This window comes from Pseudomonas sp. MWU15-20650, from assembly GCF_023242475.1.
GTDB lineage: Bacteria > Pseudomonadota > Gammaproteobacteria > Pseudomonadales > Pseudomonadaceae > Aquipseudomonas.
The window spans coordinates 276,688-301,905 of record NZ_JALJFG010000004.1; the positions used below are offsets into that span (position 1 = coordinate 276,688).

Sequence of the window (25,218 nt, forward strand, 5' to 3'; positions counted from 1 at the left end):
TGACCCCGTCAACCTGCGTGATAGCGTTTTTCATTGCCCGCCGGCCCCATCGGCGGGCGTGAAGGAACGTATGAATATGCAAACCGACAGCAGCCCCTTGCTCGCTCAACTGATTGATCACTCACGCCCTCCCGCCCCCGGTCGGGACGATTTCAAGACCGCCCTGAGGCGCCTCAACCTCAACTCGGTGTTGGACATCGTGCGCTTGTCCGAACGGGCCTTTGCCGAGCAACTGGCAACGTACAACGATGACGATGCCCACACGGTGTACCTCAAGGCCCAGAGCGCCGCCGCGCAACTGGAAACGTTATTTCGCGAACAGCAAGTCTCGTCCCCCCCTTCTTCACCGCGCAATAAACGCAGTATCCCCCCCGAGACCAGCGCAACCTACCAGGCCTTGTTCCAGGAAAAATGGGACCAGTTCTGCTCCAGTTCGTCGATTGCAGCGGTCGATTCGCCGACGGCCTACCTGCGGGCGCTCTATTTGTTCGCCCTGCTGCTGGAAGAAAATACCAAGGACGCAAATGCGCTCAAGCTGTCGCAGCGACGCCCGGAACTGAAAGACCTGGTGATCAACCAACATAGCGTTTCGGGCCAGGTTCCCATGTTGTCGATCGTCAACCAGATCTTGCTCAAAAATATCGCGCCGGCCAAAGAAGACGATACCTATAAGGTGCTGAGTGAAACCTGGTATCCGTTTTCTCTGCCCTATCACTTCCACCATCAGCAATGCCAACAGGGCCTGTCGGGCGACAAGCCGGCGCTGGGTGAGTTGAACTATCGCATCAGTCGCCAGTTGCCTCTGACGGGAGAAACCAGCACTTACGGGCAGGTCGGCGAACAGAACAACGAGGTTCAACCTCAGCTATCGGGGTTGAGCCCTCAACAACAGACCCTGCTGAAAAGTAGCTGGGTAGCCGAAGCGGGTGCGAAAGCGTTCTATCACACCTATTACAACTGGAAGACTGATCTGATCGGACCGGTAAAACTCACTGACTTTCTGAGCCAGACACAACTGGATGCCGACCAGTTGCAGGCACTGCTTGCACAACAGACTCAGTCACCACGCCAATCGCCTAACTGCAAGCAAATAACCGGCCTCACCTACGGGGCGTGCTACGTCAACGGCACAACCACACCCGCTATCAGCCTGGACAACGCCCAGCTGACCAACGTTAGCCTTGAGCGCTTCGACAGGCTGCAACGCATGATTCGTCTACAGCGCTGGCTCGGCCTGCCTTTCGCGCAATTGGACACCCTGATCGTCAGCGCCATGCGCTGCGAAGGGCATCGCAACAGCACGCTGCTGATCACCCATAACACCCTCCGGGCGCTGGGGGTCTTTTGCTATTTGAGCAAACGCTACACGTTGCAAGCCGAAGAGTTTGCTGCCTGGCTTCATCAGTTACCCGTTCATGCCTCAGGCGACCGCGTGTCATTGTTCGACCAGGTCTTCAATCGCACGGGTTCCGCCCTGCCCCCCCTGTATCTGGACAGCGCTACGTTCGACAATACCACCCGGCAACAGCTCTGCGCTGGGTTGGGCCTGCAAGACACCCAGGATTCGCTTCAACTACTGATCAACCCCAACACGCCTGCAACCCGTACGATCGAGACGGTCAGCGAGATCTATCGACAAGCGAGAATCGCTCGCCTGTTTGGCGTATCGGTCGTGGAATGCCGACAGTTGGTGCAAATGCTCGGGAATGCGAACTTTCTCATGCAGTTGCGCAACCCAACGCTACGCAACAAACCGAAAGGCACGGCTGACTTTCTCGATATGCTCATGCATCTGGAGTGGGCCAGCCGTTGGTTTAAAGAAAACGGCAGCAGCCTGGCGCTGCTCAGACGCCAGCTATTGCTGGATCGCCAGGTCCAGGACCCGATCATCAATCAGCTACTGAAGGAGTTCGCCAGCTATAACCAAGCGTCTCTTTCCAAAGCGTTGCAACTGCTTGATCTTCCCCAGCAACCCACTGACGAAGCCGTTCGTTTGCCCACCATTGACTGGGAAGCTGTGGCCTATACGGCGCTGCAACGGATGCGTCCCAGTAACAGCATCGAGACAGCGCTCGATCAAGTGCTCTCTTCCGTTCAAATCAGCACTATGCCTGCGCGTACGCCACCGTTGCTCGACCCAGCGAAGCTTGCGCTCAACAAACTGTTGAGCACGGTGCGTGATGAGTTGTGGGCTTTATATCTACGCCTTAAAGCAATCACCCAAACCGTCCTCCATGCGCCAAGCAGTACCAACGGCTATCAAAAATACGACAATGACCAGCATTTCCTGCGTTTATATGCCCCCGCTGCTGCGCCGCTGCAAACCCTCAGTTATCTGATACTGCAGTTACCTCACGCCGCCGATATTCTGCAACTGCCCCTCAGCCCACAAGCACTTCACCAGTTCCTGGTCAATCCGCACTGGCTCACGAGTCAGTACAAGGTGTCTTCGCTGCTTGAACTGACCCCGTACAACCTCTACCTCATGCAGCAGTTCAAACATTGCATCCACCACTGCGGCCTAACGGAAGAGCAGCTGCTCAACTACTTCGAACACGCCAATGCCCTGCCCTACGGCGCTGCGCAGAACACCAGTGAAGAAACCAATGAGCGTCTCGCTCAACTTTTAGGCTGGAGTGCCAGTGAAATCGATGTCTTCAGCAGCCAACTGAAACCTCCACGCATTACCTCAATGAACCGCCTGGACTGGGTGCTGCGCTGCCGCCAAGCCAGCATCGACACAGGCCTGCCTGCCAACATGCTGATTAAAGCCAGCGAACTGAAAACCGACTCCACGTTTGCTGACTGGAAGAGCGTCGGTGAGGCGGTCACAAGTGCGTATCCATAACCCATTCACACCCTACTCACATTCGACCTGCTCAAGGACTGATCATGTCTCACTCGCTTAATCAACAGCTCAATGAAAGCCTGCGCGACGCCATGCTCGCGTACTACCTGACCTACAGGGTACCTACCGACTTAAAGGGAAAGATCACCCAGGCCGACGACCTTTACGAATACTGGCTGCTCGACGTACAAGTCAGCCAAACCGTACCGACCAGCCCGGTAGCCTGTGCCATCTCCAGCCTGCAGCAGTACATCACGCGTATCCAGCTAGGCCTGGAACCGGGTTATGAAAAGCAGGGCATGACCGCGCCACAGGACACGTTATGGCGCGAACAATTACACACCTACGCACTCTGGAACGCCAACCAGCAGTTGCACTATCACCCCGCCAATTACTTGGACCCGACATTACGGCGCGACAAAACCGACAGCTTTGAGCAGTTGGAAAACGACCTGAGCCAGTACCGAATTCAAGCAGATACCGTCAGCACGGCGGTTAACAATTACCTGGCCAGGTTCGAGGAAACCGCCAACATACGCACGATCAACGGTTACATCGACGCCGACGCCAGCAACCTGTATAGCGGCACCTATTACTTCGTCGGTAAATCGAGCTCCGCAAACACCTATTACTGGCGCTCCCTCGACCTGTCCAAGCGCACAGGCGCGGTACTTTTCCAGGATGCCTGGTCAGACTGGGAGAGCATCAACTTGTCGGTCTCCGACGCCACCGCCGAGCAAAGTATCCGGCCGGTGTATTTCAATAACCGGCTATTTTTCATCTGGGCCGAATGCATCAAACCCGCCCCCACCAGTTCCGGCCCACCGGCGCAAACCCATTCAGAGGAAAAAAAACAGCTGACCGAATGGATCAACAGCCGCTACGTCAAGTTTCGCCTCAATTTTTCTTATAAAAAGCACGATGGCAGTTGGAGCGCACCCAAAGCCTGCATTGAGGAGCACTGTGCCACCGAAGACGTCAACGCATTGACCTCTGCCTTTCTGAAAACCATTACGCAGACGGTGGCTATCGTCGACAGTAACGGCCCCCCTGTACTGTTCTTAAGTGTGCTTGCCACCAGCCGTAAAGACCCCAAACAGCAGGAGAGTTTTATTGGCAAATTTTTCCAGGCTGTCCACCTCGATCAGTCCTTCAATATCACCACCGTCGCCGATGGCGGCAGCCCCGAGCGCTACAGCGTACTGCCCGGCTCACAGGTGGAGGAAGAGATAAACCGGCTGCTGGAACACTTCGATCCGTCGCAGAAGAAAAAAGTGCAGGCTGTCGTTCAAGGCGAAGATCAAAGCGTGAGTGGGTACTACAGTGAATTGCTGCCTGACACCGCTCGGCAATACCTCACGTTCTTTGCTCATAAAAACCAAGATAACTTGCAGTTCAAGGTCACGCCCCCAAACAAGCACTCGATTTCTCCCACAGAAGAAACGATTACCGAAAACAACCCCCATTGGAACTTTGAAGCCAAGCGAGAAAGCATAAAAAAACCAGTAGACCGTGACGTCTCTTTTGATTCAAGCACCCATGAACTCGTATTTACTTCCACCCTCAATAAACATTTCCGGCAATCGTACAGCGTCACCTTAACAAAAGTAGCGCCTAAGAATATTAGCATCACACTGACCGTAGACGACGCACTGGATGATCCGAAAGCCACTCAGCTTAAACTGACCAGTGATTCTAAAATTACCGGCCCAACTGACTCATTAAAAACTGATTTTTACGCTCTTTATTTTAAAAACACGGCCACGCATGACGAGTTCCCCAACGCTGTCCATATCGAGAACGGGTTACTCATTAACGCTCAGCCCAAAGCAGTGGAGAAAGACACCATCTCGCTGGCAAATCATTATATCGACAAGAATGCGTTCATCAGCTTATACACCAGTACAACAAACTCCATCCAGATCACCCTTGACCGCTACAGCAAATACCCAGGCGAGGAGAAAAAGACGTCGTTGCACGCACAAAGTACGTTGACCATCAAAAAGCCCAACGTGAGCACCTCTCCTTTACGTGCCTATAAGCACGTCATTATGAGAGCCAACTTTAAAGACTATCCATTCACCGAAAAAATCAATGCCAACTCCCATCAAATCATCAACTATCAGGACACTGCCCACGAAAGCCTCACCGGATCAAATCCCGAATTAACCGCCGGGCATCGGGTCACGGCGCGTATTCCGGTGACCACGGAGGAAATAACGTCGGGTATCACCCTGATACACGGGGTGATGACGCTTGAGCCCGCCAAAGAAGGCGACTCGACAATTCTCGGCTATGCCCTGAAAGCGACCACCTTGACGTTGGCCCCTTCCACCTCAGGCACAACACTCCATCAACAACTGGCGCCGATGATCAAAAGACAGACATCGGAAACACTCGGCACTGCCGAATTTATTGATTTCCCAACGAGCACCTCCACCCCGCCTGCCGACACGCTCCCCCGCCTTCGCATGAATACCTGTTTTGCCGGCAAGCTGGTCAAGGAGGCCAATGTCAGCCTTGAGCATTTGTTCTCGTTAACCCCCAAAACGTGGCAAGAACCTCCACTCACGCCAGGTGGAGCAGCAGAGGACATTGACTTTAACGGGGCTCACGGCAAGTACTTCTGGGAGCTGTTCCTGTACGTGCCCTGGCTGGTTGCCCACCGCCTGAATCAGGAGCAACAGTATGTCGAAGCCCAAGCCTGGCTCAACCACCTCTTCCACCCAGGGCGGTTGGCCGATAAGGCCAGCGAGCGCCCTGCATTTTGGGGGTTCGACGAGCTCGTTCGTACGGGGCCGCTCCCCGGTTCAGTCACCCACGACCCACACAAGCTGGCGATTCGCTCACCGGTGCATTTTCGCAAAGCAATCTACCTGTTTTATCTCGATATACTGCTCAATCGTGGCGATGCAGCCTATCGGCAGCTCACCCCCGACAGCCTGACCCAAGCCAAACTCTGGTACACACGAGCCAATCGCTTTCTCGGGCCACGCCCCCGCGTCACCACCACTGAACCGTGGGATGAAATCACCCTTGAAAAGTTGACGACGACGCACTCTAAAACCCTGGGAAAACTGGAGCAAGAAAACCCACCAATCAATGTCAACACTGCGACCGAAGGCTCCGCAGTGGCTTCGCTCACAGACACCGATAATCTGTGCCTGCCCTTCAATACCGAGCTGGTAACGCGCTGGGACAAGCTAGAAAGTCGCCTGCATAACCTGCGGCACAATCTCGACATCACCGGCATACCCTTGCGCCTGTCGCTGTACGCAACCCCGCTTTCACCGCTCAAACTGTTGGCCAGCCGCAGCAGCGGAGCCTTCGGCGAAGGCGGCGCGACGCCGTTCATTGAGGCGCAAGTCGGTCATTATCGCTTCCAGATCATGCTGGGGCACGCACTCACGGCAACCGAGGCGGTGATTCAATTCGGCAACACGATGCTGAGCCTGATCGAGCGCAAGGAACAGGGTGAATACCTGGAGTTGCAGCAACAACAAGCCTGGGACTTGGCCAATATCGTCGTCACCCAACAACACCAGGCATTGTTGCTCGACGAGAAAAACCGCCAGGCACTCGGTGCCAGTCGGAGCATGATCGAATCCCGGATGCGCCACTACGAACACCTGCTCACCGAAGGCATCAGCCCCGCAGAAGCGCACGCAGGCCAACTCTACCTGATCAGTAGCGGATTCGAGACCGCAGGTTCCGCCGCCGCCGCAGGGGCCGGCATCGCGATGATAGCGCCGAACATCTTCGGTACGAGTACCGGCGGGTCGCGCTGGGAAGGCCCGTTTTATGCAGCCCAAGCCTTGGCCCAAGGCGTCGCGACGGCGTTGCGCGGCACTGCCGCAGACCTGGACCGTTCCGAGCAATTCAACCGTCGGGAGCAAGAATGGGCGCATGCCCAGGATCAGGCCCGACTCGAACTGGCCCAGGTCGATGCCCAGTTACAAGCCTATGCCGAGCAGGAAAAAGCCACGCGCCTGCAATTACGCCTGGCCGAGACCTCCCTGGCCCAGGCCTGGTCGAACTACCAATTGCTGGCCAAGCGTTTTACCAGGGCACAACTGTATGACTGGCTCAATGTACAACTGAGCAAGTTCTACTACCAAGTGTATGAACTGAGCCTTTCCCTGTGCCGCACCGCACAAGCGTGCTGGCAGTACGAAGTCGCAGACTATGCAACCACGTTTATCCAGCCCGGAGCCTGGAACAACAACTACCGCGGTTACCTGGCGGGTGAGGCCCTGAAGCTGTCGCTGTTGAAGATGAATACGGCCTATTTGAACCGTAACGTCCGGGACCTGGAGATCGTCAAGACCCTCTCCCTGCGTCATCGCATGGTCGATTGCAAAGTCACCACGCCCCCAACCGGCACTCAATCATCGAGTACGCAAAACACGTGGGCCGAGCACAAACAACAACTGGTCGATAACGGCACGCTGTGCTTCAAGTTATCCGAGGCGCTGTTTGAAGAGGACTACCCCAACCACATCCTGCGGCGAATAAAAGGCATCAGCGTGTCGTTGCCCGCGACGCTAGGCCCCTATGAGGACATTAAGGCGATACTGACCCAGACCCACAACGAAATCGTATTGCCTGAAGGCGTGCGGCGCCGTGACATGCGTGCCCATCAGCAAATCGCACTGTCCACCGGGCTGGATGACAACGGCCTGTTCACCCTCAACTTCGAGAGCAACGATCGCTACTTGCCCTTCGAATACACCGGGGCCATCTCCAACTGGACCTTGGAATTCCCCAATCATACCCAGCAAACAGCCATGCTCGAATCGATCAACGATATCGTCATTCACCTGCGTTACACCGCCAGGGTCCCAACTGTCAGCGGGGGCAAGGCATGAACGACGATACGCTCAACCTCCAGGTCAACACCCCGGCCCTGCCCAAAGGCGGCGGTGCCATTCAAGGCACCGGAAAGGGCTGGGGCGATATCGGCTCCAGTGGTACGGCAAGCTTTGAAATTCCCTTGCCGATCTCTCCCGCGCGCGGCTACGCGCCAGCCATGTCGCTGGCCTACCACAGCGGCGCGGGTAACGGCCCCTTCGGACTGGGTTGGGGGGTACCCCTGCCGGCCGTCAGCCGGCGTACCTCCCATGGCGTGCCGGCCTACACGGAGCACGACGTACTGGTGGGTCCCGACGCGCAAATATGGCTACCCGAACGCGACGCCGAAGGTGCGCTCGTCAGCCGTTCCACGACTTCTTTCAATGGTTTGCCACTGACCACCGCCTACACGGCCACCCGGTATTTTCCCAGGATCGAGAGCCACTTCGACCGTATCGAGCACTGGCACTCGGCAACCGATACGGCAGGCTTCTGGTTGATACAAAGTGCCGATGGCAGTCAGCACTTTTACGGGAAGACCCCATTGGCCCGAATCGCCGATCCGGACCACCCGCACCATGTGGCGCAATGGTTGTTGCAGGAAAGCCTGAATACCCACGGCGAACACATTTATTATCACTACAAAAAAGAAACGGATCCCTCACGCTACCCGAGGGACTGTCGAGCCCAGCGTTACCTGGAGCGCGTCTGCTACGGCAACTTCACCGCCAAGGAGCAGGAACAGCTCTACCTCTGGCAGACCGACGATGAGCCGGGCATGGGCTGGCACTTTCAGTTGCTCTTTGACTATGGCGAGCGTGACCTTGAGCTGGATAAGCGGCCGACGTATCAGAAAATCCGGGAGTGGCCGACACGACCCGATCCCCGCTCGGATTTTTCGTTCGGCTTCGAGCTACGCACCCTGCGCTGTTGCAACCAGATTCTGATGTTTCACCACTTCCCCAAGGAAGTGCCGATGGGCGCCGACCCGGTGCTGGTCAACCGTCTGCTGCTGGAATACCGCGCGCCCAACCATGTCAGCCTGTTGATTGGGGTCCATGAGCAGGCCTTCGACAGCTCGGGCAATAGCGTGAGCCGCCCGCCGCTGGAGTGTTTTTACCAATCGAGCCAGCTGAAGGTGGACAAGAGCGGCTATAAGCCCTTCAGTTCGCTGCCCGGGCTGCATGACAGCGATCGCTATCAACTGGTCGATCTGTATGGCGAAGGCATACCCGGCGTGTTGTATCGCGCTGACAAGAGTTGGTACTACCGCGAACCGCTCAGGCCGCAAAACACGCAAACCAGCGACGAGGTGATTTACGGCGCGGCCCAGGAGTTGGCGCGGGTGCCGGTCGCCGACAGCACCCGGCCCATCCACCAGGCGCTGGCCGATGTGGACAACGATGGCCGTCTGGACTGGCTGGTTGCCCACCCAGGAATGAGCGGCTTTTTCAGCCTGGACGAACAGCGCAACTGGTCAACCTTCACGCCGTTCGATGCGCTCCCGTCGGAATTTTTCCATCCCCAGGGAATACTCGCCGACTTGATGGGGACGGGACGTCCTGACCTTGCCATGATCGGCCCCCGTAGCGTGCGCCTGTATGCCAATCGCCGAAAAAAAGGCTTCGAACCCGCCATTGAGGTGCCTCATACGCTCGATGACGTCTTGCCGATCGTTTCCGCCTCGCCCAACGAACTGGTGGCATTCAGCGATGTACTCGCCACGGGCCAACAGCATCTGGTGCGTATCCGGCATAACGAAGTGAAATGTTGGCCGAACCTGGGTCGAGGACGCTTTGCCCAAGGGTTTGTGTTGGCCACGTTGCCGTTCCGTTATGAAGTGTTCAAGGCATCCAATGTACTGCTCGTCGACCTGAATGGAGGTGGCGCTACGGACTTGCTGTATTTGAGCGCCGCTCACCTGTGTATTTTCCTCAATAAAAGCGGCAATGGCTTCGAGGCGGATGCGATCAAAGTCCCGTGGCCAGAGGGTGTGCGGTATGACGACCACTGTCAGGTCAACGTCGTCGATGTGGGCGGCCTGGGCTGCCCTAGCCTGATCCTGACCGCCGCCCACCAGACCCCCATACACTGGCGTTACGATTTTTTCACCCAAAAGCCCTGGCTGCTCATGCGCACCGACAACAACATGGGCGCCCAGGCGGCGATCAAATATCGCAGCAGCGCTCAGGAGTGGCTGGACGAAAAACGCGAGCTGCATGCCAAGGGCCAGCCTGCGATCAGCCAGTTACCCTTTGCGCTGCTGCTGGTCAGCCAACAAGCCCAACGGGACGAGATTACCGGCAATCAGTTGACCCAGCGCGTGAGCTATCGTCAGGCTTATTACGACCGCGTGGACCGCAAGTTTCATGGCTTTGGGCTGTTGCTGCAAACCGACACCGACAGCCGCAAGGACGCCCCCCACGCGCCAGGTTCCAGCGCACCCGTGCTCAGCAAAACCTGGTTTCATACCGGGCGATCCCTTGACATGCCCTGCCTCGGCCAGAGCACTCACGACCCGAACGCCAAGGCTCTCGGCCGCACGCTGGTCAGCCGCTACAGGGGGACAGCTGGGGCACAACCGCTGGATCATCATGACGACTTGATCAGCGACCCCGCACCGGCGCTGGCACGCGAGGTGTCCCGTGCACTCAGTGGCAGGGTGCTGCGGGTCGAAGTGCTGGCGGCGGACCCGGCGCAAGACGTCGTGCCCTACTCGGTCCAACACCAGCGGTATCTGGTCCGTGAACTGGCGCCGGCCAGTGTCCATACGCCCTACACCCGGTTGCTGCCATTAGCCCTGGAGTCGATCAGCTATCAATATGAAGGCGTGGAAAACGATCCCGTCTGCCAGCACCAGATCAATCTGCGCTGGGATGCCTATGGTTACCTGGTGCATGGCGTGACCCTGCATTATGCCCGCCGTACCACCGCCGACAGCCCTCCGCCCACCGTGCTGGTGGACGAGCACCAGCAGCGCTGGTGGCGCGATACCCATGACAACGCGCAACAGTTCTATTACCTGAGCGAAACGCTGGCACAGCCCATTCATCTGGACGACGCACAGCAGTGGTGCCTGGCCTTGCCCTACCGCCAACGAGACAACGCCCTGGTGCTCGGCAAGGCGCCGGCGTCTGGCGGGCTGGACCCTGCGCGTATCGCCTATGAGTTGTTCATCGACACCCGCGACGGGCCATTGGTCGCAGGGGCCAAGCGCACACTGAGCGGCTTGTCGGTGCAGCGCTACCGGCTGGCCGGTAGCCTCGGCAAAACCCTGGAGCCCGGCGTCGCCACTGCCCAGGCATTGGTCGATTACCTGGAAACCGCCGAGCTGGATGACCAGGCCCTGAATGTCTACAACGACATTCCGGCCATGCCCAACCAACCCAAGGTGGACCTGGTACAAAAGCTCACCGACAGCGGCTATCACACCATGGAGCTGTTTTTTCTATTCGACGGCGAGGTGCCGCCCAAGGAAAATCGCCTGTGGTCGATTCGCCGGCACTTCCCCCGCTATGGCAAGGCCACCCAGTTTTATCGGATAAGGGCGCTGCGGGCCACCGAGGCCCATGGCGAAACAACGCTCACCTATGACCCCTACACGTTGCAAACCGTGCGCGTAAAAACGCCCGACGGTTGTGTGACCAAGGCCGAATACGACTATCGATTGCTGCTGCCGACAAAAATTGTCGACCCCAATGGCACTCTTCAAGAAGCGCTTTATGACGGTTTTGGGCAGTTGCTCGCCAACACCTTTTATGGCCACGAACAAGGCCTCAGAGTGGGCTTCGCCGCCCTGGAAAGCTATCGCCCGCGCAAAAATGTAACGCCCGCATTGGCCATCGAACAGGCGCAAAGCGTGTTGCAAGACATGGCCAGCGCGCACTGCTACGCTCCGTTCAGTTGGATGGGCAGCATCGACTTGGCCCTGGTCAAGCCTGAATGGATCACCAAGGACTATCTGCTCCCCAGCGGGCATATCCGCATGAGCGCGCGAGCGCGCCTGAGGGGTGGTCACCAGCCCCTCAGTGACAGTGCAAAACAACTCAAGGCGCTGATCGATAAGGCCAGCCGTACGCCGGTACATGGGCTCATGTTGCAAGCCGACCGCTACCCCGGCGATGCCGACCAACAGGTTCGCATGACCCTGACCTGCTGGGATGGCTTCGGCCGCGCATTGCAGACCAAACAGAAGACCGAACCAGGCCCGGCCCATGCGGTCGACGACACGGGCAACCTGTTGGTCGACGAGCTACCGGGTGCGAACACCACCTTGAAGAAACAGCTGCGCCAAGTGCAAGCCGATCCCCGCTGGCGCGTCAGCGAGCGTGTCGAATACAACAACAAGGGCCTGGTCATTCGTGTCTACCGCCCCTACTTCGCCAACAGCCACGCCTACGTCAATGATCACTCCATGCGCGAGCTGGGCCACAGCGACCGACAGTTCTACGACCCTCTCGGGCGCCCGACAAAGACACTGACCGCAGGAGGATTTATGCGGCGTACCACCTATTGGGCCTGGTACACCGTCAATGAGGATGAAAACGATACCCATGAAGAGCTGAACGCAAGCCAAACTACTGACTGACGAACCATGGGCCGCGGCGCCGGCCCATTCATCTTCTCGTCAGGATCGCCGGGCTGCGCCCCAGCGCGACGCCAAGGTTGTATACCCGCGCCTGGCAAACGTTACGAAAAAGCCGCGCCATTCGGTCAATGATGCAATCACGCCGCGGGCCGCCATGACAATTGTTCGAGTGGTCCGGCCTTGAGCGGCCTGTGGCAGGCCCGTCAGCGCAACGGCCAATGCCTCGACACCGGACGCGGCCCAGTGCGTCCACACCTGATTGAACATTCTGCTCAGCCCACCGTGCACCGTCGCGACAGGGTCCGGCAACTGCACGGTTTGGCCATGGGGATCGTGGACGGCGGTCCGGTGACTGCCACGCATCATCGTTCCCATCGCCCCATCGTAGGCTTCTATTGCAGGTGAGACATTGGGTTGCATCAGCGCAGGCACTTCCCCGCCATAAACAGCGTTGGCCACGGTAGCAAGGGCATAGGCGGCCGTCGCTCCGGCGGTACGCGTGACCCTGCCGCGCAGGGGCGTGCTGCCCCAGGAGATGCCGGTACCGTGCCCACGAAGGACCTGCTGCACCAGTTCTCTGGAGAGCGCGCGCACATGTCCGCCCAACCGCTGGACCGCCACCGGGTCCCAGCTGTGCTCGGCTTGATCACCTATCGAGTCGCCATGCATGGCATACCCCATACCCGCGGCACTTGCAAAAATAGCACCGACCTGTGGCGCATATCGCGTCCAGTTACCGGCGATACCGGTGCTCATATGTGCCGTGGACACTGCATCCAGCACCGCAACGGTAAGGCGCAAGATTTGGTTGCGTTGTGCCGTGGGCTGGACGGTACTGAAGACCGCCAGATCGACGCCCGTCGCGATTGCATTGGCGATATAGGTGGATAAACCATCGCGAATCGCTGCCGCCGAGGCCGGTTGTATTCTCGGGCGCATAACCCTGCCTATATTCGCGAGCCTGCGGCTGATGGAAAGCCTGCGTATTTGTTTATCCTGCGACTCCTCCAAAGCCGGTGTGGCAGCCAGCCCTTGCGCATCGACCTTGCTAACCGGATTACCGCCAACCATGGCGTACAGATTCAAACCATCGGCATCGCCGATCGGGTCCGGGCTGATCCATCGGCATAACCACGGCGCGTAATACCTGAAGCCGTAGTAAGACAACCCGCTGGCATCGCGCTCCTTGCCCGAGTAACGGATGAACCTGTAACTCGCCTCGCTGGCATTCTTCGCCGCCCACCAGGCAGTACCGCCGTAGGGGTAATAACTTTCCTGGCTGAGCAGTTGCGCCTGCTCGCCCAGTTCCAGGCTGCTGCTGCCCAAGTGGTCCGACAAGCCGTAACGGATCTGCGCGTCCTGGCGCCCCCCCGAAGGGTGGCGATCCCACAGCAGGACGCGCACCGTGGTCGTACCGGCATCAAGGTTGAGTACATTCAGTTGCTCACCCGTTGCGCTGTCATGCCGAATTTCCAGCCCCGGCAAGTAGCGCACCTCGGCCCTATGCAGCACGCCCCGGGCCTGGGAGACCCTGCGCTTGAGGATGCGCTGGCCCGTGGCATCGTAGGCGTAACGTTCTTCATCGTCGTTGCCGCCCTCGCGCCGCACCTGCGTGAGGCGCACCAGTTGATTGCGCACATCCCAGTCCATCTTGTGATCGCCTGCCAACGCTTGCAGATTGCCGTTGCGGTCAAAGCCCTGGCCCAACCCCGGCGCAGTCTTGCCATCGGCCTGCGGCAAAAAATGATTGCTGCCCGCGGCCACGCTCATATGCCGCGTGAAGCCCGTGCCGCTGCTGGGTACATGTTGCAACTCAAGCATATTTCCGGCGGCGTCATAGCTGAACCGCTGGGTGTAGCGACGCCATACGCTGTCGTCAGTCGAGCCGAACGTCACACTCGCTGGTAACGCCGGGCCTCCAGTGTTGCCGGCGGTTTCGCGGCCGGTGGCCTTGGTCAGTTGCGATAACGTGTCGTACTCGTAAAGGCTGGTCGAACTGATTCGGGTGTTGCTGGACCATTGCGTCGGCTGGGCAAGGTCATCGATCCGCACGACGTTGCCAACGCCGTCATACTCGTAGCGCAGGTCTTGCAGCGCTGCGCCCGGTTGCGCGGGCAGATGGGCAGTCATTTGCCGCAAGCGACCATCGAATTCACGGTAGTGCATGGCACGCACAACGCCGTTGCCGGCGCGTTCGCTGAGCACCTGACCCGCTGCGTTGTAGTGCCGCTGGCCCAGCACCTGCGTACGCACGCCGTCCCTGGGCGTCACAAAGATACTCGCCGGTTGGCCGTCAATGCCGTAGGTGTAGTCGAAGCGATTGCCCTTGGCGTCCGTGTGATGCAGGCGCTCACCCAGCGCGTTAAACCCAATGGTTGTCTGGAACCTTTCGGGCTCCAGGCGCACCTCGCGTTGTGCATCGAGCTGCGGCCAATCCAGCGCGGCATCCGCCTGTCGGAAACGTCGGGTTTGCCGAGCAACTTCTGCGTGCAGCCCATACCGCTCGTGGAACAACGAGCCGCCGCCGTCATCGTGGCGAACCACCCGGCCACAGCGGTTGAGCGCAGCTTCTTCATCCGAGGATGAAGCATAGGCAAGACGCTCGACGCACAGCGCTTGCCCGTCACTGGCCGCCTGCTCGAAGACCGCGACCGGCCGCAGATAGTGGTCGTAGTGATGAGCCTGGTGAGCGCCCCGCCCATCCCACTCTTCCAGTAAATGCCCGGCCTCCCCCATCAGCGTCAGCCGCCAGCCGGCATCCACGCTGTCGGTGCGTAACGCTTGTCCGCCAAGGCTATAGACCGTGCGTTGATTGGGGTCGGTGTCGGGCTGTGAGCGTGACAACTGGAACAAACGTGGGTCCCATTGTTCAATCATCAAGCCTGTACTGCCAAATACCTGACGATGAATGCGCACTTGCGGTTCAACCTCCGCTCTGGAGCGGTGGTAACCGATGTTACGAACAATTAACCCACGCGGGTCGACTGCGACCAGGGACGGCGTGTTTCGATGGATGGAATCAGACATGACCTCAAGACCTTATTGCTGAATAAGTAGTCCTGAAAGCCTAGGGACAGGGGGTTGAAAAAGGTGGTGCTGGAGGATGTTTTTGTGTGTCCGGGTACTGGCATCGCCCCGCTCACGCGGGTCGAGCCGTTTGGTCAGCGTGCCGCCCGCCCTGACGCCCTCGGACGGCTGGGTTTGTAGCGACGCCAAGCGGACGCGTTTGACTCCCAAGGCGCGTCGACCCGTTGTTGGTTTTGATAGAACGTGACGCGGCCGGCCAGTTTCGTCCTGTGCCGATAGAGCCAGCGCAACTCGGAGGCCGTGGCAGATGACCCCTGCTTACTGATGACGGCTCCTATGTCCAAATTGTCGAGAGCGAAATGGACCACCGCCGCACTTTGCGGGCTAGTCAAGGTTTCCAAAGCGGATTTGCTGCTTCGATTGACGATTTTTTGCTGGATGGCCAATAGGTCTGTGCCAATGTATTGGCGAGCCGTCGCCTCGAGTGAATACTTGCCTGCGGCAAGATCACTGACAAACTTCCTCGCGAATTGCTGGTTGCAAGCAGTTGACGTACAACCTGAATACTTCAAAACAATGCCCTCGTAAAACGGCCGGACACCGACCGAAAGCTGCTCAATGAGCTCGGCCTTGAGTTCGTTAGCTTTCGCTGGGTCATGTGGATCTTGCGTCAAGTCGCTGAATAGCTCCGCATTCGCGTTGCGAAATGCAGCGAAGGCGCGAACGGGAGGCGCCAGTCCGGCAGTCCAGCGCTGCAGTTCCGCGCCTGAGAAATAGGCCACCATCGCATCCCCGCGTGCACTCAGCTTCGACCAGAAACTCCTGTAGGCCGTAATCGTCGCGGCCAAGCCGAAAATGATATCCCCTCGACCGGGTTGGAATTGCTCGCCAAACGTCGTTTGCGTGCCATCGGCATCCCTGAACCCCACGGGATTGCCTCGAGCCATCGCATACAGGTTCAAGCCGTCCACATCGCCCATCGGGTCCGGGCTGATCCAACGCTGCAGCCACGGTGCGTAATAACGGGCGCCGTAGTAGTACAGGCCCGTGGCGTCGCACTCCTTGTCGGAGTAACGGCGAACCTTATGGTGCCCCCGAACGATATTGCGGGTTGCCCACCACGCCGTTGCGCCATAAGGATAGTAATGCTCCTGGCTCAACAACCGAGCCTGTTCGTCCAGCTCCAGCGCACAGCTCTTGAGGTGATCCTGAATGCTGAATCGCACTTGTTGGGCACTCATCTCGCTGGGCTGGCCCGACTCCCATTGCACCACGGTGACTCGTCCACCGCCCGTATCGATGTCCAGCACATTGAAGCGCTGTGCTCTTTGCTTGTGTACTTGCAGGCCTGGCAGGTAATAGGTTTCCTGGGTGTAGGGTTTTGCACGAGCCTCACGGCTGCGAACCTTGAGTGCGCGCAGGCCTTGACTGTCATACAGGTAACTCTCCACGTCAGGGTCACCGTTCTCACGCTGAACCTGGGTGGTGTAGGTCAATTGGTTGCGCACATTCCAGGCTGCCTGCTGTACGCCGTCGAGCGACAACTGATTGCCATTGGCATCGAACGCTTCATCCCATTGAACCTGCCGCCCTTGCACTACGGGCACGGCGCGGTTCGTGAGCGCCGCCACTTGCATTTCGCGGGTATAACCTGTGCCGCTGGAGGGCACGTGTCGAAGGCGCGTCAGATTGCCCGCACCATCATAGGCATAATGCTGGGTGTAATTGCGCCAGAGCCCCTGATCCGTCGCCCCGAACTGCACCTGCGTTGGCAAAGCCCGGCCCCCGGCATTGGCGCTATTTTCCCGACCGCTGGCCTGGATCAACTGATAAAGCGTGTCGTACTGGTAGCGATTAACCGCATCAATCCGGGTGTTGCTGTGCCATCGAGTCGGTTGCGCCAGGTCGCTGAGGCTGAGGATGTTGCCGACCGGATCGTACTCATATACCAGCTGCTGCAGCGGCGTGCCGGCCTGCCCTTGGCGGTACACCTCAAGTTGCTGCAAACGACCGTCGTGCTCGGCGTAACGGGCGACTTTGGTAACGTTATTGCCCGCCCGCTCGGACACGACTTGGCCGCTGGCGTTGTACACCCGCTGATTCATCAGCACTTGGCGCTCGCCGGTCTTGAAGATCAGCAGCATTTCCAGCAGCCAGCCCTGTTGCCCATAGCGCCACTGCAGGCGGTTGTGCTTGGCATCGGTCTGCTCCAGCATTGCACCCAGCGCATCGTAACGCCAGGTGGTGGTATAGGCCTGGCGTTCCGTTAGCAGATCCTGTGCCTCATCGCGGTTTGGCCAGTCGACCAGAGCGATATCGGTGCGAAACCGTCTGGTTTGCTTGATGACGCGTTGATCGATCGCGTACGCCTCCACCAGCAGCACACCCGCCGGGTCCGCATGGCGAATCAACCGTCCACAGCGATTGCCGACGACCTCGGCCGAGATTGCGGGCGCGTACGTCATACGCTCGACACAACGGGGTGACGGGTCCTCTGCAGATTGTTCGAACACCGCCACAGGGCGCAGCAAACTGTCATAGTTAAACGCTTGGAGGGCGCCGCGCGAGTCCCAGCTGTGCAACCGCTGCCGCGCTGCACCGTACATGACCAAGCGCCAACCGGCATCCATACTCTGGGTTCGCACGGTTTCACCGGACAGGCTGTAAAGGTTCGATTGCGCCGCCACCCCGGTCGAGCCAAGGGCAAACTGACGTGGGTCCCACTGTTCAAGCAAAAAACCACTGGCACTCAACACCTGGCGCTTGACCCGCGGCTGAGGGGAATCCGCAAGCGTTGCACGATGATACTGCACAGTGCGCACGGCTAACCCGCGAGGGTCAATGGCCGTCAAGGTAGGCGTATTTCGATGAAGGGCGTTAGACATGAATTCATGACCTGTTTTGCACTAAGGTCAACAAATCCTAGAGGTACCGGCCTCGATAAAGGGGTATAAAAAGTAGCCTTGTGTAACCAGATCCTGACAGCACCTATCGAGACCAGCAGGCTTGGCACCCGCTGGCCTCAAAGGTTTTCAGTGCCCGCCGGCGCAGGTCGGCGAAGCCGGGGCTGCGTCGATGTTCGACCATTCTTCCGGCGTGTAGGTATGCAGCGCGAGCGCATGAAATTCGCTCATCAGGTCACCCAGGGTGGCGTAGACCGTCTGGTGGCGCTTGACGCGGTTGAGCCCCTCGAACTGCTGGCTGACCAGCACAGCCTTGAAGTGGGTCTGCAACCCACGGCTGTGCATATGGCTTTCATCCAGCACACTCAAGTGTTGCGGGTTCAGGGCGGCAAGCGCCGTTTCGATACGCTGTTGCATGGTCATTCCTGCTTACTTCTTCTTGGCCGGTGCAGCGGCTTTAGGCGTCAGCTCGTTGGTCATGTCTTCCAACAGCTTGTTCACCACCGGCACGGCGCTTTCCAGCTTGGCCTGGGTCATCTGGGCCGACTGCTGGGTCAGCTGCGGCATTTTTTCCAGGACTTTCTTGCCCAGTGGCGACTGGTAGAACGCTACCAGGTCCTTGAGCTCCGATTCGCTGAAGTTGGTGGTGTAGAGCTTGACCATGTCCGGCTTCAGCTTTGGCCAGCCAATGGCCTGGTCCAGGGCGGCGTTGGCCTTGGCCTGGTAGCTGTCCAGTACGGACTGCTTGGCGGCAGGTGCCTTGGTCTGTTCGAAACGCTGGGCGAACATTTGCTGCACTTGCATGTACACCGGGGTCCCCAGCTTGTCAGCGTGGGCCAGGGTAAGGAAGGCTTCGGCACTGGCGTTGTGGCTGGCGGTATCGGCAAGCACCTGGCCGCTGGCGCAAACCAGAGCAACCGCGGTACAGATGGCACGAAGACGAGTCATCGAGTTTCCTTTTCTAGCAGGCGAGGTAAGACCCCAAGGGCGCCCATTCTGCGCCTAAAAAACCTCGCGGCTCAACCCCACCCCCTTACAGGCCCTGGTTTTGCGGGGCGCAATGGCACAAATGGTGGTTTAGGGAACCCATGGCGGCCGCCAGGGCCTAAACTGACCCATCACGACTGGATAAGGAGGGTGCCCGATGAGCCGTATCGAAACCGACAGCCTGGGAGAAGTACAGGTCCCCGATGACGCGTATTGGGGCGCGCAAACCCAACGCTCGTTGGTCAATTTCGCGATTGGCGAGCAGCGCATGCCCCTGGCCGTACTGCATGCCCTGGCCCTGATCAAGAAGGCTGCCGCACGGGTCAATGACCGCAACGGCGACCTCCCCGCCGATATCGCCCGGCTGATCGAGCAGGCCGCCGACGAGGTGCTCGACGGCCAGCACGACGACCAGTTCCCACTGGTGGTCTGGCAGACCGGCAGCGGCACCCAGAGCAACATGAACGCCAACGAAGTGATCGCCGGCCGCGCCAACGAACTGGCGGGCAACCACCGGGGCGGCAAGAGCCCGGTGCACCCCAACGACCATGTGAACCGTTCCCAGAGCTCCAACGACTGCTTCCCCACGGCCATGAGCATTGCGGCGGTGCAGGCGGTGAACAAGCAACTGCTGCCCGCCATCACTCACCTCAGCGCAGGGCTGGCCGAACTGTCGGCGCGGCATATGAAGCTGGTGAAGACCGGCCGCACCCATATGATGGACGCTACGCCCATCACCTTCGGCCAGGAACTCTCGGCCTTTATCGCCCAGATCGATTACGCCGAGCGCGCGATCCGCAGCGCCCTGCCCGCGGTGTGCGAGCTGGCCCAGGGCGGCACCGCTGTCGGCACCGGGCTTAATTCACCGCACGGTTTTGGCGAGGCGATTGCTTCCGAGTTGGCGGCGTTGTCAGGCTTGCCGTTCGTGACAGCACCGAACAAATTCGCCGCCCTCTCCGGCCACGAGCCACTGGTGACCCTGCACGGCGCGCTGAAAACCCTGGCGGTGGCGCTGATGAAACTCGCCAACGACCTGCGCCTGCTCGGCTCCGGCCCACGCGCGGGGCTAGCCGAGGTCAAGTTGCCGGCCAACGAGCCGGGCAGCTCGATCATGCCGGGCAAGGTCAACCCGACCCAGTGCGAAGCACTGTCGATGCTGGCCTGCCAGGTACTGGGCAATGACGTGACCATCGGCATTGCCGCCAGCCAAGGGCACCTGCAATTGAATGTGTACAAGCCGGTGATCATCCACAACCTGCTCGAGTCGATCCGCTTGCTCGCCGATGGCTGCAACAACTTCCAGGAGCATTGCCTCGCCGGCCTTGAACCCGACGCCGAGCAAATGGCCGAGCACCTGGAGCGCGGGCTGATGCTGGTCACCGCGCTGAACCCGCATATCGGCTATGACAAGTCCGCACAGATCGCCAAGAAGGCCTACGCCGAAGGGTTGACGCTACGGGAGGCCGCGCTGGACCTGGGCTACCTCACCGACGCCGAATTCGACCAGTGGGTACGCCCGGAAAACATGCTGGAGGCCGGGCACTGAGCGCCGGGGATCAGCTGTTTTTTCAAGAAGCAATGAGATCCATCCAAGGGGGGTGATCCAATGTGGCAGGGTCAGTCAGAGCATTTGCAGCTGACCCACCGCCATTGGGGCATCGGTCTCTACACCACTGTTGAAGGCCGTCATATTCCCCTGTGGCGAGCGGGCGGTGCGGAGTATCGGGTTCCTTCGTTGGGGGGCGCTGCGCGCCCCAACGCGGGACAAGCCCGCTCGCCACAACAAGCCCGCTTGCCACAGGTTCAGCGCTGTCCCCGGTTTGTACCGGGGCAGGCTCCTCATCCACCTAGACCAACCGCGCACGCCGGGCCCTGAGCCCCGCCATCAGCGACGGCGCCAGCGCCACCATCGCCGAACCCATTACCACCACAAATGCGCCGAAATAGCCCAGGCCATTGATCTCTTCAGCGCGCACATAATCGGGCCACAGCCAGGCCGCCAATGCCACCGCCACAAACGTCACCAACGGCGTCAGCGCCAGGGTCGCACTGACCCGCGAGGCTTCCCAGTGGGCCAGGGCTTCGGCAAATGCGCCGTAGGCCACCAGGGTATTCATGCAGCACGCCAGCAGCAACCCACCTTGCAGCGGGCTCAATTGCAACGCCTCCAGCGGGTGCGCCCAGGGCGTCAGCAGTGCGGCACACGAGAGATAGATCACCATCATCACTTGCAGCGAATTCCACACCGTCAGCAACTGCTTCTGGCCCAAGGCATAGAACACCCAGATGCTGGTCGCCAGCAGGATCGTCAGCACCCCGGCGGTGTAGGTGCCCATGGAGGTCAACAACTCAGCCAGGCGCTGATTGAAGAACAACCCGAAACCAATGATCAACACCATCAGCCCAAGGCCCTGCCCGAGGCTGAATCGCTCCTTGAACACAAACACGCTGGCCACCATCAGGAAGATCGGCCCCATCTGCACCACCAGTTGCGCGGTACCGGGGCTCAGCATTTTCAAACCCACCAGATACAACACGTAGTTGCCCACCAGCCCGCACACGGCCATCGCCACCAGCCAGCCGCCCTTGGGGCCAAGTACCTTGCGGCTGGGCAAGCGCCGGGTGAACGCCAGGTAGATAAACAGGCAACTGCCCGCGACGATCAGGCGAAACCAGGTCACCGTGATCGGGTCCATCACCTGCAATACCTGTTTGAGCTTGATAGGCAGAATGCCCCAGAGCAGCGCGGTCAACAGGGTCAGGAAGAAACCGTAGACCCAGCGGCCCGAAGAGATGTGCATGAGTGCCCCAGATGCCAGAGGAAGTGGAACCGGCATTCTAGGGGCATGCGGTACGCTTTGGGTATAACGCTGTGTTCATGGCACGCCCATCACCAGTACCCCGCTGCCGCTGATGGGGCCGGCGGCCGGCAGCGAGCCCGCTCGACGTACCAGGGAAAACGTCACGTCGTCGGCGCCCGTGCTGTTGGTGATGCGGGTCAGGAACGAACCGTTGACCGGTACGGCGGCCCCGTTGCGCACAAGGGCGGTGCCCACGTCGGCATTGGTCATCAGCAGCAGGCGCGAATCGAACCCGGAGCGGGTGCCTTTGTAAGTGATGGTGATGGGTGTGTTGATCCCGCCATCCGGGCATGAATAGGTAAGCCTGCGGTTGCTGACGATGGGCGATGTCAGCGGGTCGGTGCCTATCCCTCGCTGGTGCACGTTACCGAAGTTGATCTCGATGGGATTGTTGTTATTGATCGTGCAGGTTGACGGAGAGACGGTGAAGTTGTTGGCGGCGGTATACGTGACGGTGAGTTGCGGCCGCGTGCCGTCGTAGTTGTTCGAACTGGTGAGGCGCAACAGACCGAGGTTGTCGCCGATTCGCACATCGAACGGATTGGACGGATAGTTGCGTAGCAGAATATAGGGCGTGACATTGATCGGATAAAAGGTTCCGTTATTGGGGATGGTGGCTATCCCGATACCCGACGGCACCGGCGTGTTGTAGTAGGCCCCATTGATTCGCAACCCGGTGCCTTCACGAACAAATTTCGGACCGGGCGTCCACGCGGTGCCTGCCGCACTCCCACTTGCCCAAAAGTCAGCGTGCCAGCCTGGGCCGCCGCTGTAGGTGAATCGACATTCCAGCCTTGCGCCTTCCAGCATGATCCTGCTGCGGTCTGCACTCAGGGTGACGGTAACCGGGACCTGCAGGTTTGGGTTGCCATTCTGCCAGGGGCCTCCATTGACACGGCAATCGACAGCGTGCGCGGTCGTTGTCATAGCCGCCAGAACGAGAAGCACCAGGGCTCCAAATAGTCGTTTCATTTTGATCTCTCGTTGCTCTGCTCTACCCAGTCAAAGCCTAGGGATAGTCCAGCGTAAAAGTGGAGGTCACCGTGTACGCACCGTGCCCGATGGTTTGATCCCTGATGGCGGCCGGCTCGCCCTGCACGTAAGCCTTGAGTTCGATGGCATTGCTGCCGTCGCTCAACACCTGCTTGTCGCTGACGGTATTCAAGGGCAAGGGTTTGTCGCTCAGCGTTTCCATGCCGACGCCAATGCCCGAGGCGCCGCTGCCACCGTCCAGCGCGAGCAGGCCGGGAAGCTCTCTGTTCTCGGCACCGCCGAATGTGATGGTCACCGAGTTGCCGATCGTGGTATCGCAGTCTTCCAGGTGCAGCTTGAAACGCTTACCCACCGAGCGCGTGTTGATATAGAGGTACTTGCTGGTGAGGTCCCAGAGTTCGAGTGTGATGGCCTCGTCGCCGGGGCGCAGGGTGCAGGCCTCTTCAACCAGGTTGCCTTTGAAGCGCAGATTGTCCGCCGCCTGCCCCAGGGGGATCAGGCCGACGGCGAGCAGAACGGCCAGGCCTGCCTTTTGAACCCTTTGATATCGCATCGATTCAGTTCCTACTGGTATTCGGCCAACAACGTGGCCACCGCCGTGAACCTGGCGGGAGGCAGCGTTGCACCGGGCTGTTGCACGGGCACTACCTCCAGGGTCGGCGGTGACGACAAGCTGATGTCCAGGGGTGTGTTGAGTGCAAATGGCAGGTTGTTCTGAAAAACCCGAATGCCCAGCGCAGGCACGCTGGTCTGCACCGCTGAACCGTCAAACGCCGTGGGCGTGCCGTTGACGCTCAGTTTCAATTGCCACGGCAGGGTGTCGGTGCCGCAATTGATCGCGTAGCCGACGCCTCTGCGATACCTCACGCCGTCGACGCGCTTGACCCCGACATCGCCAAAATCGACCTCAATGGTATTGCCCGCATCGATCGTGCAGGGAGGCGGCTCGTTCAGTGTCCCGCTGAACGTCAAGTTGGCCGACGCTCCACTGCACAGGCCGATGACGCAAAGAGCGAGCAAGGCTCGCGGCTGCCAAGCTGTCATGGGGCGTTCCTCTCTTTATCGGTAACCATCATTGGTAATCGACCACCAGGGTCGCGGTCGCGTCGAAAACCCCGCCGGTCAGCGTGCTGCCCGCACGTTTGACCGGCACAGCCTGCACCACGGGCAAATTGGGATAGGTAAAATTCACCGCCGTGTTCAACGGCCAGTCAGCGCCATTCACAAACAGCCTGACGCCGAGGTCCGCCTTACGGGTAGCGAGCGCGCGGCCGTCAAACGACGCCGCGGTACCCTTGAGTTCCAGGGTCAACGCATTACTGAACGGGGAATTACAGGTGACGGTATACGGCACCCCGCGACGGTAATTGACCCCATCGACCCGTGACGTCAGCAGGTCATTGCCGAACGGCACATCAAGCGTGCTGCCGGCGTTGATGACGCACGGCGGGGGCGCAATGATCACCGCGCGAATGGTCAAACTGGTTTCGGCCTGCAGGCCCTGGCTGACCGCCAGCCACACACCGCCGGCAATCACGCCGAATGATTTAGCCATCGTTGCCCCCTTACTCATAAGTGAGCCTGAAATCCACCACGGCCCTGAATGCCCCGCTGGTCAACGGCGCAGCGGTGCGCGTAGGCCGTACATTCCAGGTCTGGGTATTGCGGCCCACGGGCAAGAACAGCGGCTGGCCCCTCGAGCCCAGTTGCACGTCGCGGCCGAGGGCATCGGTCAATTGCAGGCCCATGCCGGTGATGCCCTGCACTTTGACCAGCCGTGGATCGTCGGCGTCGGCCGGCGCCTCGAACGTGACCGACAGCACCGGTTGGTAAGCGCTCCAGGTCAGGTTGCCCGTACGCTCATTGCGTATACGCCCGGCGGTGCGCAGACAATCGGTGAACCGCAGCTGAAAAGCCTTGGGGGTCGCCTGGTCACCGGGACGTTGCAACTGGCTGGTCGACACGGCGTCCAGGTCGACGGTCTGGTGCAGGGACGTCATTTCCAGGCTGCAAGGCGACTCATGCATGGACCCGAGCACATTCAACATGCCACTCATGCCTTCGATATCATCCTCATCCGCGGCCTGTGCGCTCATCGCCAGGGCCCATAACAGGCCGCCCAGGACCTTCACTTTTTGCGACTTCATGACGTTCTCCAGC

14 protein-coding genes are annotated in these 25,218 nt (G+C 59.4%); 4 read left to right on the forward strand and 10 right to left on the reverse strand.

Annotation, left to right across the window (positions count from 1 at the left end):
• Positions 1 to 70 precede the first annotated feature (70 nt).
• The 3 genes from M5B43_RS06520 to M5B43_RS06530 are packed head-to-tail and all read left to right on the forward strand — an operon-like array spanning position 71 to position 12,287.
• Positions 71 to 2,848, forward strand: a complete 2,778-nt coding sequence (locus M5B43_RS06520) for a Tc toxin subunit A (RefSeq protein WP_248749314.1) — start codon at positions 71 to 73, stop codon at positions 2,846 to 2,848.
• A 44-nt stretch (positions 2,849 to 2,892) separates the two neighbouring features.
• The gene (locus M5B43_RS06525) at positions 2,893 to 7,716 is read left to right on the forward strand and encodes a neuraminidase-like domain-containing protein (protein ID WP_248749315.1); all 4,824 of its coding nucleotides are present in this window, start codon (positions 2,893 to 2,895) and stop codon (positions 7,714 to 7,716) included.
• Entirely contained in the window at positions 7,713 to 12,287 is a 4,575-nt protein-coding gene (locus M5B43_RS06530) for a SpvB/TcaC N-terminal domain-containing protein (protein WP_248749316.1), read from the forward strand. The genes M5B43_RS06525 and M5B43_RS06530 overlap by 4 nt, the downstream gene beginning before the upstream one ends.
• Positions 12,288 to 12,326: 39 nt before the next feature.
• Here M5B43_RS06530 and M5B43_RS06535 read toward each other — a convergent pair whose 3' ends face one another.
• The 4 genes from M5B43_RS06535 to M5B43_RS06550 all read right to left on the reverse strand — a co-directional run bounded on the left by M5B43_RS06535 (position 12,327) and on the right by M5B43_RS06550 (position 19,165).
• The gene (locus M5B43_RS06535) at positions 12,327 to 15,314 is read right to left on the reverse strand and encodes an RHS repeat-associated core domain-containing protein (protein WP_248749317.1); all 2,988 of its coding nucleotides are present in this window, start codon (positions 15,312 to 15,314) and stop codon (positions 12,327 to 12,329) included.
• A gap of 134 nt (positions 15,315 to 15,448) precedes the next feature.
• The gene (locus M5B43_RS06540) at positions 15,449 to 18,199 is read right to left on the reverse strand and encodes an RHS repeat-associated core domain-containing protein (RefSeq protein ID WP_248749318.1); all 2,751 of its coding nucleotides are present in this window, start codon (positions 18,197 to 18,199) and stop codon (positions 15,449 to 15,451) included.
• Between the two features lie 147 nt (positions 18,200 to 18,346).
• Positions 18,347 to 18,640, reverse strand: coding sequence for a BolA family protein (locus M5B43_RS06545; RefSeq protein ID WP_248749319.1), 294 nt, complete (start codon positions 18,638 to 18,640; stop codon positions 18,347 to 18,349).
• A gap of 6 nt (positions 18,641 to 18,646) precedes the next feature.
• On the reverse strand, positions 18,647 to 19,165 hold the full coding sequence (locus M5B43_RS06550) for a DUF2059 domain-containing protein (RefSeq protein WP_058424992.1): 519 nt from the start codon (positions 19,163 to 19,165) through the stop codon (positions 18,647 to 18,649).
• Positions 19,166 to 19,361: 196 nt separating this feature from the next.
• On the opposite strand from M5B43_RS06550, the gene M5B43_RS06555 reads away from it, so the two are divergent.
• Positions 19,362 to 20,750 (forward strand): class II fumarate hydratase, encoded by a 1,389-nt coding sequence (locus tag M5B43_RS06555; protein WP_248749320.1) that lies wholly within the window; start codon positions 19,362 to 19,364, stop codon positions 20,748 to 20,750.
• Between the two features lie 301 nt (positions 20,751 to 21,051).
• On the opposite strand, the gene M5B43_RS06560 is transcribed toward M5B43_RS06555, so the two are convergent.
• From M5B43_RS06560 to M5B43_RS06585, 6 genes are all read right to left on the reverse strand, one after another.
• Positions 21,052 to 22,005, reverse strand: a complete 954-nt coding sequence (locus tag M5B43_RS06560; RefSeq protein ID WP_248749321.1) for a DMT family transporter — start codon at positions 22,003 to 22,005, stop codon at positions 21,052 to 21,054.
• A 75-nt stretch (positions 22,006 to 22,080) separates the two neighbouring features.
• Positions 22,081 to 23,037: a fimbrial protein gene (locus M5B43_RS06565; protein WP_248749322.1), complete on the reverse strand. Its 957-nt coding sequence runs from the start codon at positions 23,035 to 23,037 to the stop codon at positions 22,081 to 22,083.
• A gap of 37 nt (positions 23,038 to 23,074) precedes the next feature.
• Positions 23,075 to 23,611: a fimbrial protein gene (locus M5B43_RS06570; RefSeq protein ID WP_248749323.1), complete on the reverse strand. Its 537-nt coding sequence runs from the start codon at positions 23,609 to 23,611 to the stop codon at positions 23,075 to 23,077.
• A gap of 11 nt (positions 23,612 to 23,622) precedes the next feature.
• Positions 23,623 to 24,102 carry a fimbrial protein gene (locus tag M5B43_RS06575; protein WP_248749324.1) on the reverse strand — a complete coding sequence of 160 codons (480 nt, stop codon included), beginning with the start codon at positions 24,100 to 24,102 and terminating at the stop codon, positions 23,623 to 23,625.
• Between the two features lie 28 nt (positions 24,103 to 24,130).
• A complete protein-coding gene (locus M5B43_RS06580) occupies positions 24,131 to 24,613 on the reverse strand; it encodes a fimbrial protein (RefSeq protein ID WP_248749325.1) in 483 nt (160 codons plus the stop codon).
• 10 nt (positions 24,614 to 24,623) lie between these two features.
• The gene (locus M5B43_RS06585; protein WP_248749326.1) at positions 24,624 to 25,205 is read right to left on the reverse strand and encodes a fimbrial protein; all 582 of its coding nucleotides are present in this window, start codon (positions 25,203 to 25,205) and stop codon (positions 24,624 to 24,626) included.
• Positions 25,206 to 25,218 lie beyond the last annotated feature (13 nt).

Excerpts from the sequence above, each read along its gene's own strand:
- M5B43_RS06520 (WP_248749314.1), top strand. The coding sequence starts at position 71 with ATGAATATGCAAACCGACAGCAGCCCCTTGCTCGCTCAACTGATTGAT.
- M5B43_RS06525 (WP_248749315.1), top strand. The coding sequence starts at position 2,893 with ATGTCTCACTCGCTTAATCAACAGCTCAATGAAAGCCTGCGCGACGCC.
- M5B43_RS06530 (WP_248749316.1), top strand. The coding sequence starts at position 7,713 with ATGAACGACGATACGCTCAACCTCCAGGTCAACACCCCGGCCCTGCCC.
- M5B43_RS06535 (WP_248749317.1), bottom strand. The coding sequence starts at position 15,314 with ATGTCTGATTCCATCCATCGAAACACGCCGTCCCTGGTCGCAGTCGAC.
- M5B43_RS06540 (WP_248749318.1), bottom strand. The coding sequence starts at position 18,199 with ATGTCTAACGCCCTTCATCGAAATACGCCTACCTTGACGGCCATTGAC.
- M5B43_RS06545 (WP_248749319.1), bottom strand. The coding sequence starts at position 18,640 with ATGACCATGCAACAGCGTATCGAAACGGCGCTTGCCGCCCTGAACCCG.
- M5B43_RS06550 (WP_058424992.1), bottom strand. The coding sequence starts at position 19,165 with ATGACTCGTCTTCGTGCCATCTGTACCGCGGTTGCTCTGGTTTGCGCC.
- M5B43_RS06555 (WP_248749320.1), top strand. The coding sequence starts at position 19,362 with ATGAGCCGTATCGAAACCGACAGCCTGGGAGAAGTACAGGTCCCCGAT.
- M5B43_RS06560 (WP_248749321.1), bottom strand. The coding sequence starts at position 22,005 with ATGCACATCTCTTCGGGCCGCTGGGTCTACGGTTTCTTCCTGACCCTG.
- M5B43_RS06565 (WP_248749322.1), bottom strand. The coding sequence starts at position 23,037 with ATGAAACGACTATTTGGAGCCCTGGTGCTTCTCGTTCTGGCGGCTATG.
- M5B43_RS06570 (WP_248749323.1), bottom strand. The coding sequence starts at position 23,611 with ATGCGATATCAAAGGGTTCAAAAGGCAGGCCTGGCCGTTCTGCTCGCC.
- M5B43_RS06575 (WP_248749324.1), bottom strand. The coding sequence starts at position 24,102 with ATGACAGCTTGGCAGCCGCGAGCCTTGCTCGCTCTTTGCGTCATCGGC.
- M5B43_RS06580 (WP_248749325.1), bottom strand. The coding sequence starts at position 24,613 with ATGGCTAAATCATTCGGCGTGATTGCCGGCGGTGTGTGGCTGGCGGTC.
- M5B43_RS06585 (WP_248749326.1), bottom strand. The coding sequence starts at position 25,205 with ATGAAGTCGCAAAAAGTGAAGGTCCTGGGCGGCCTGTTATGGGCCCTG.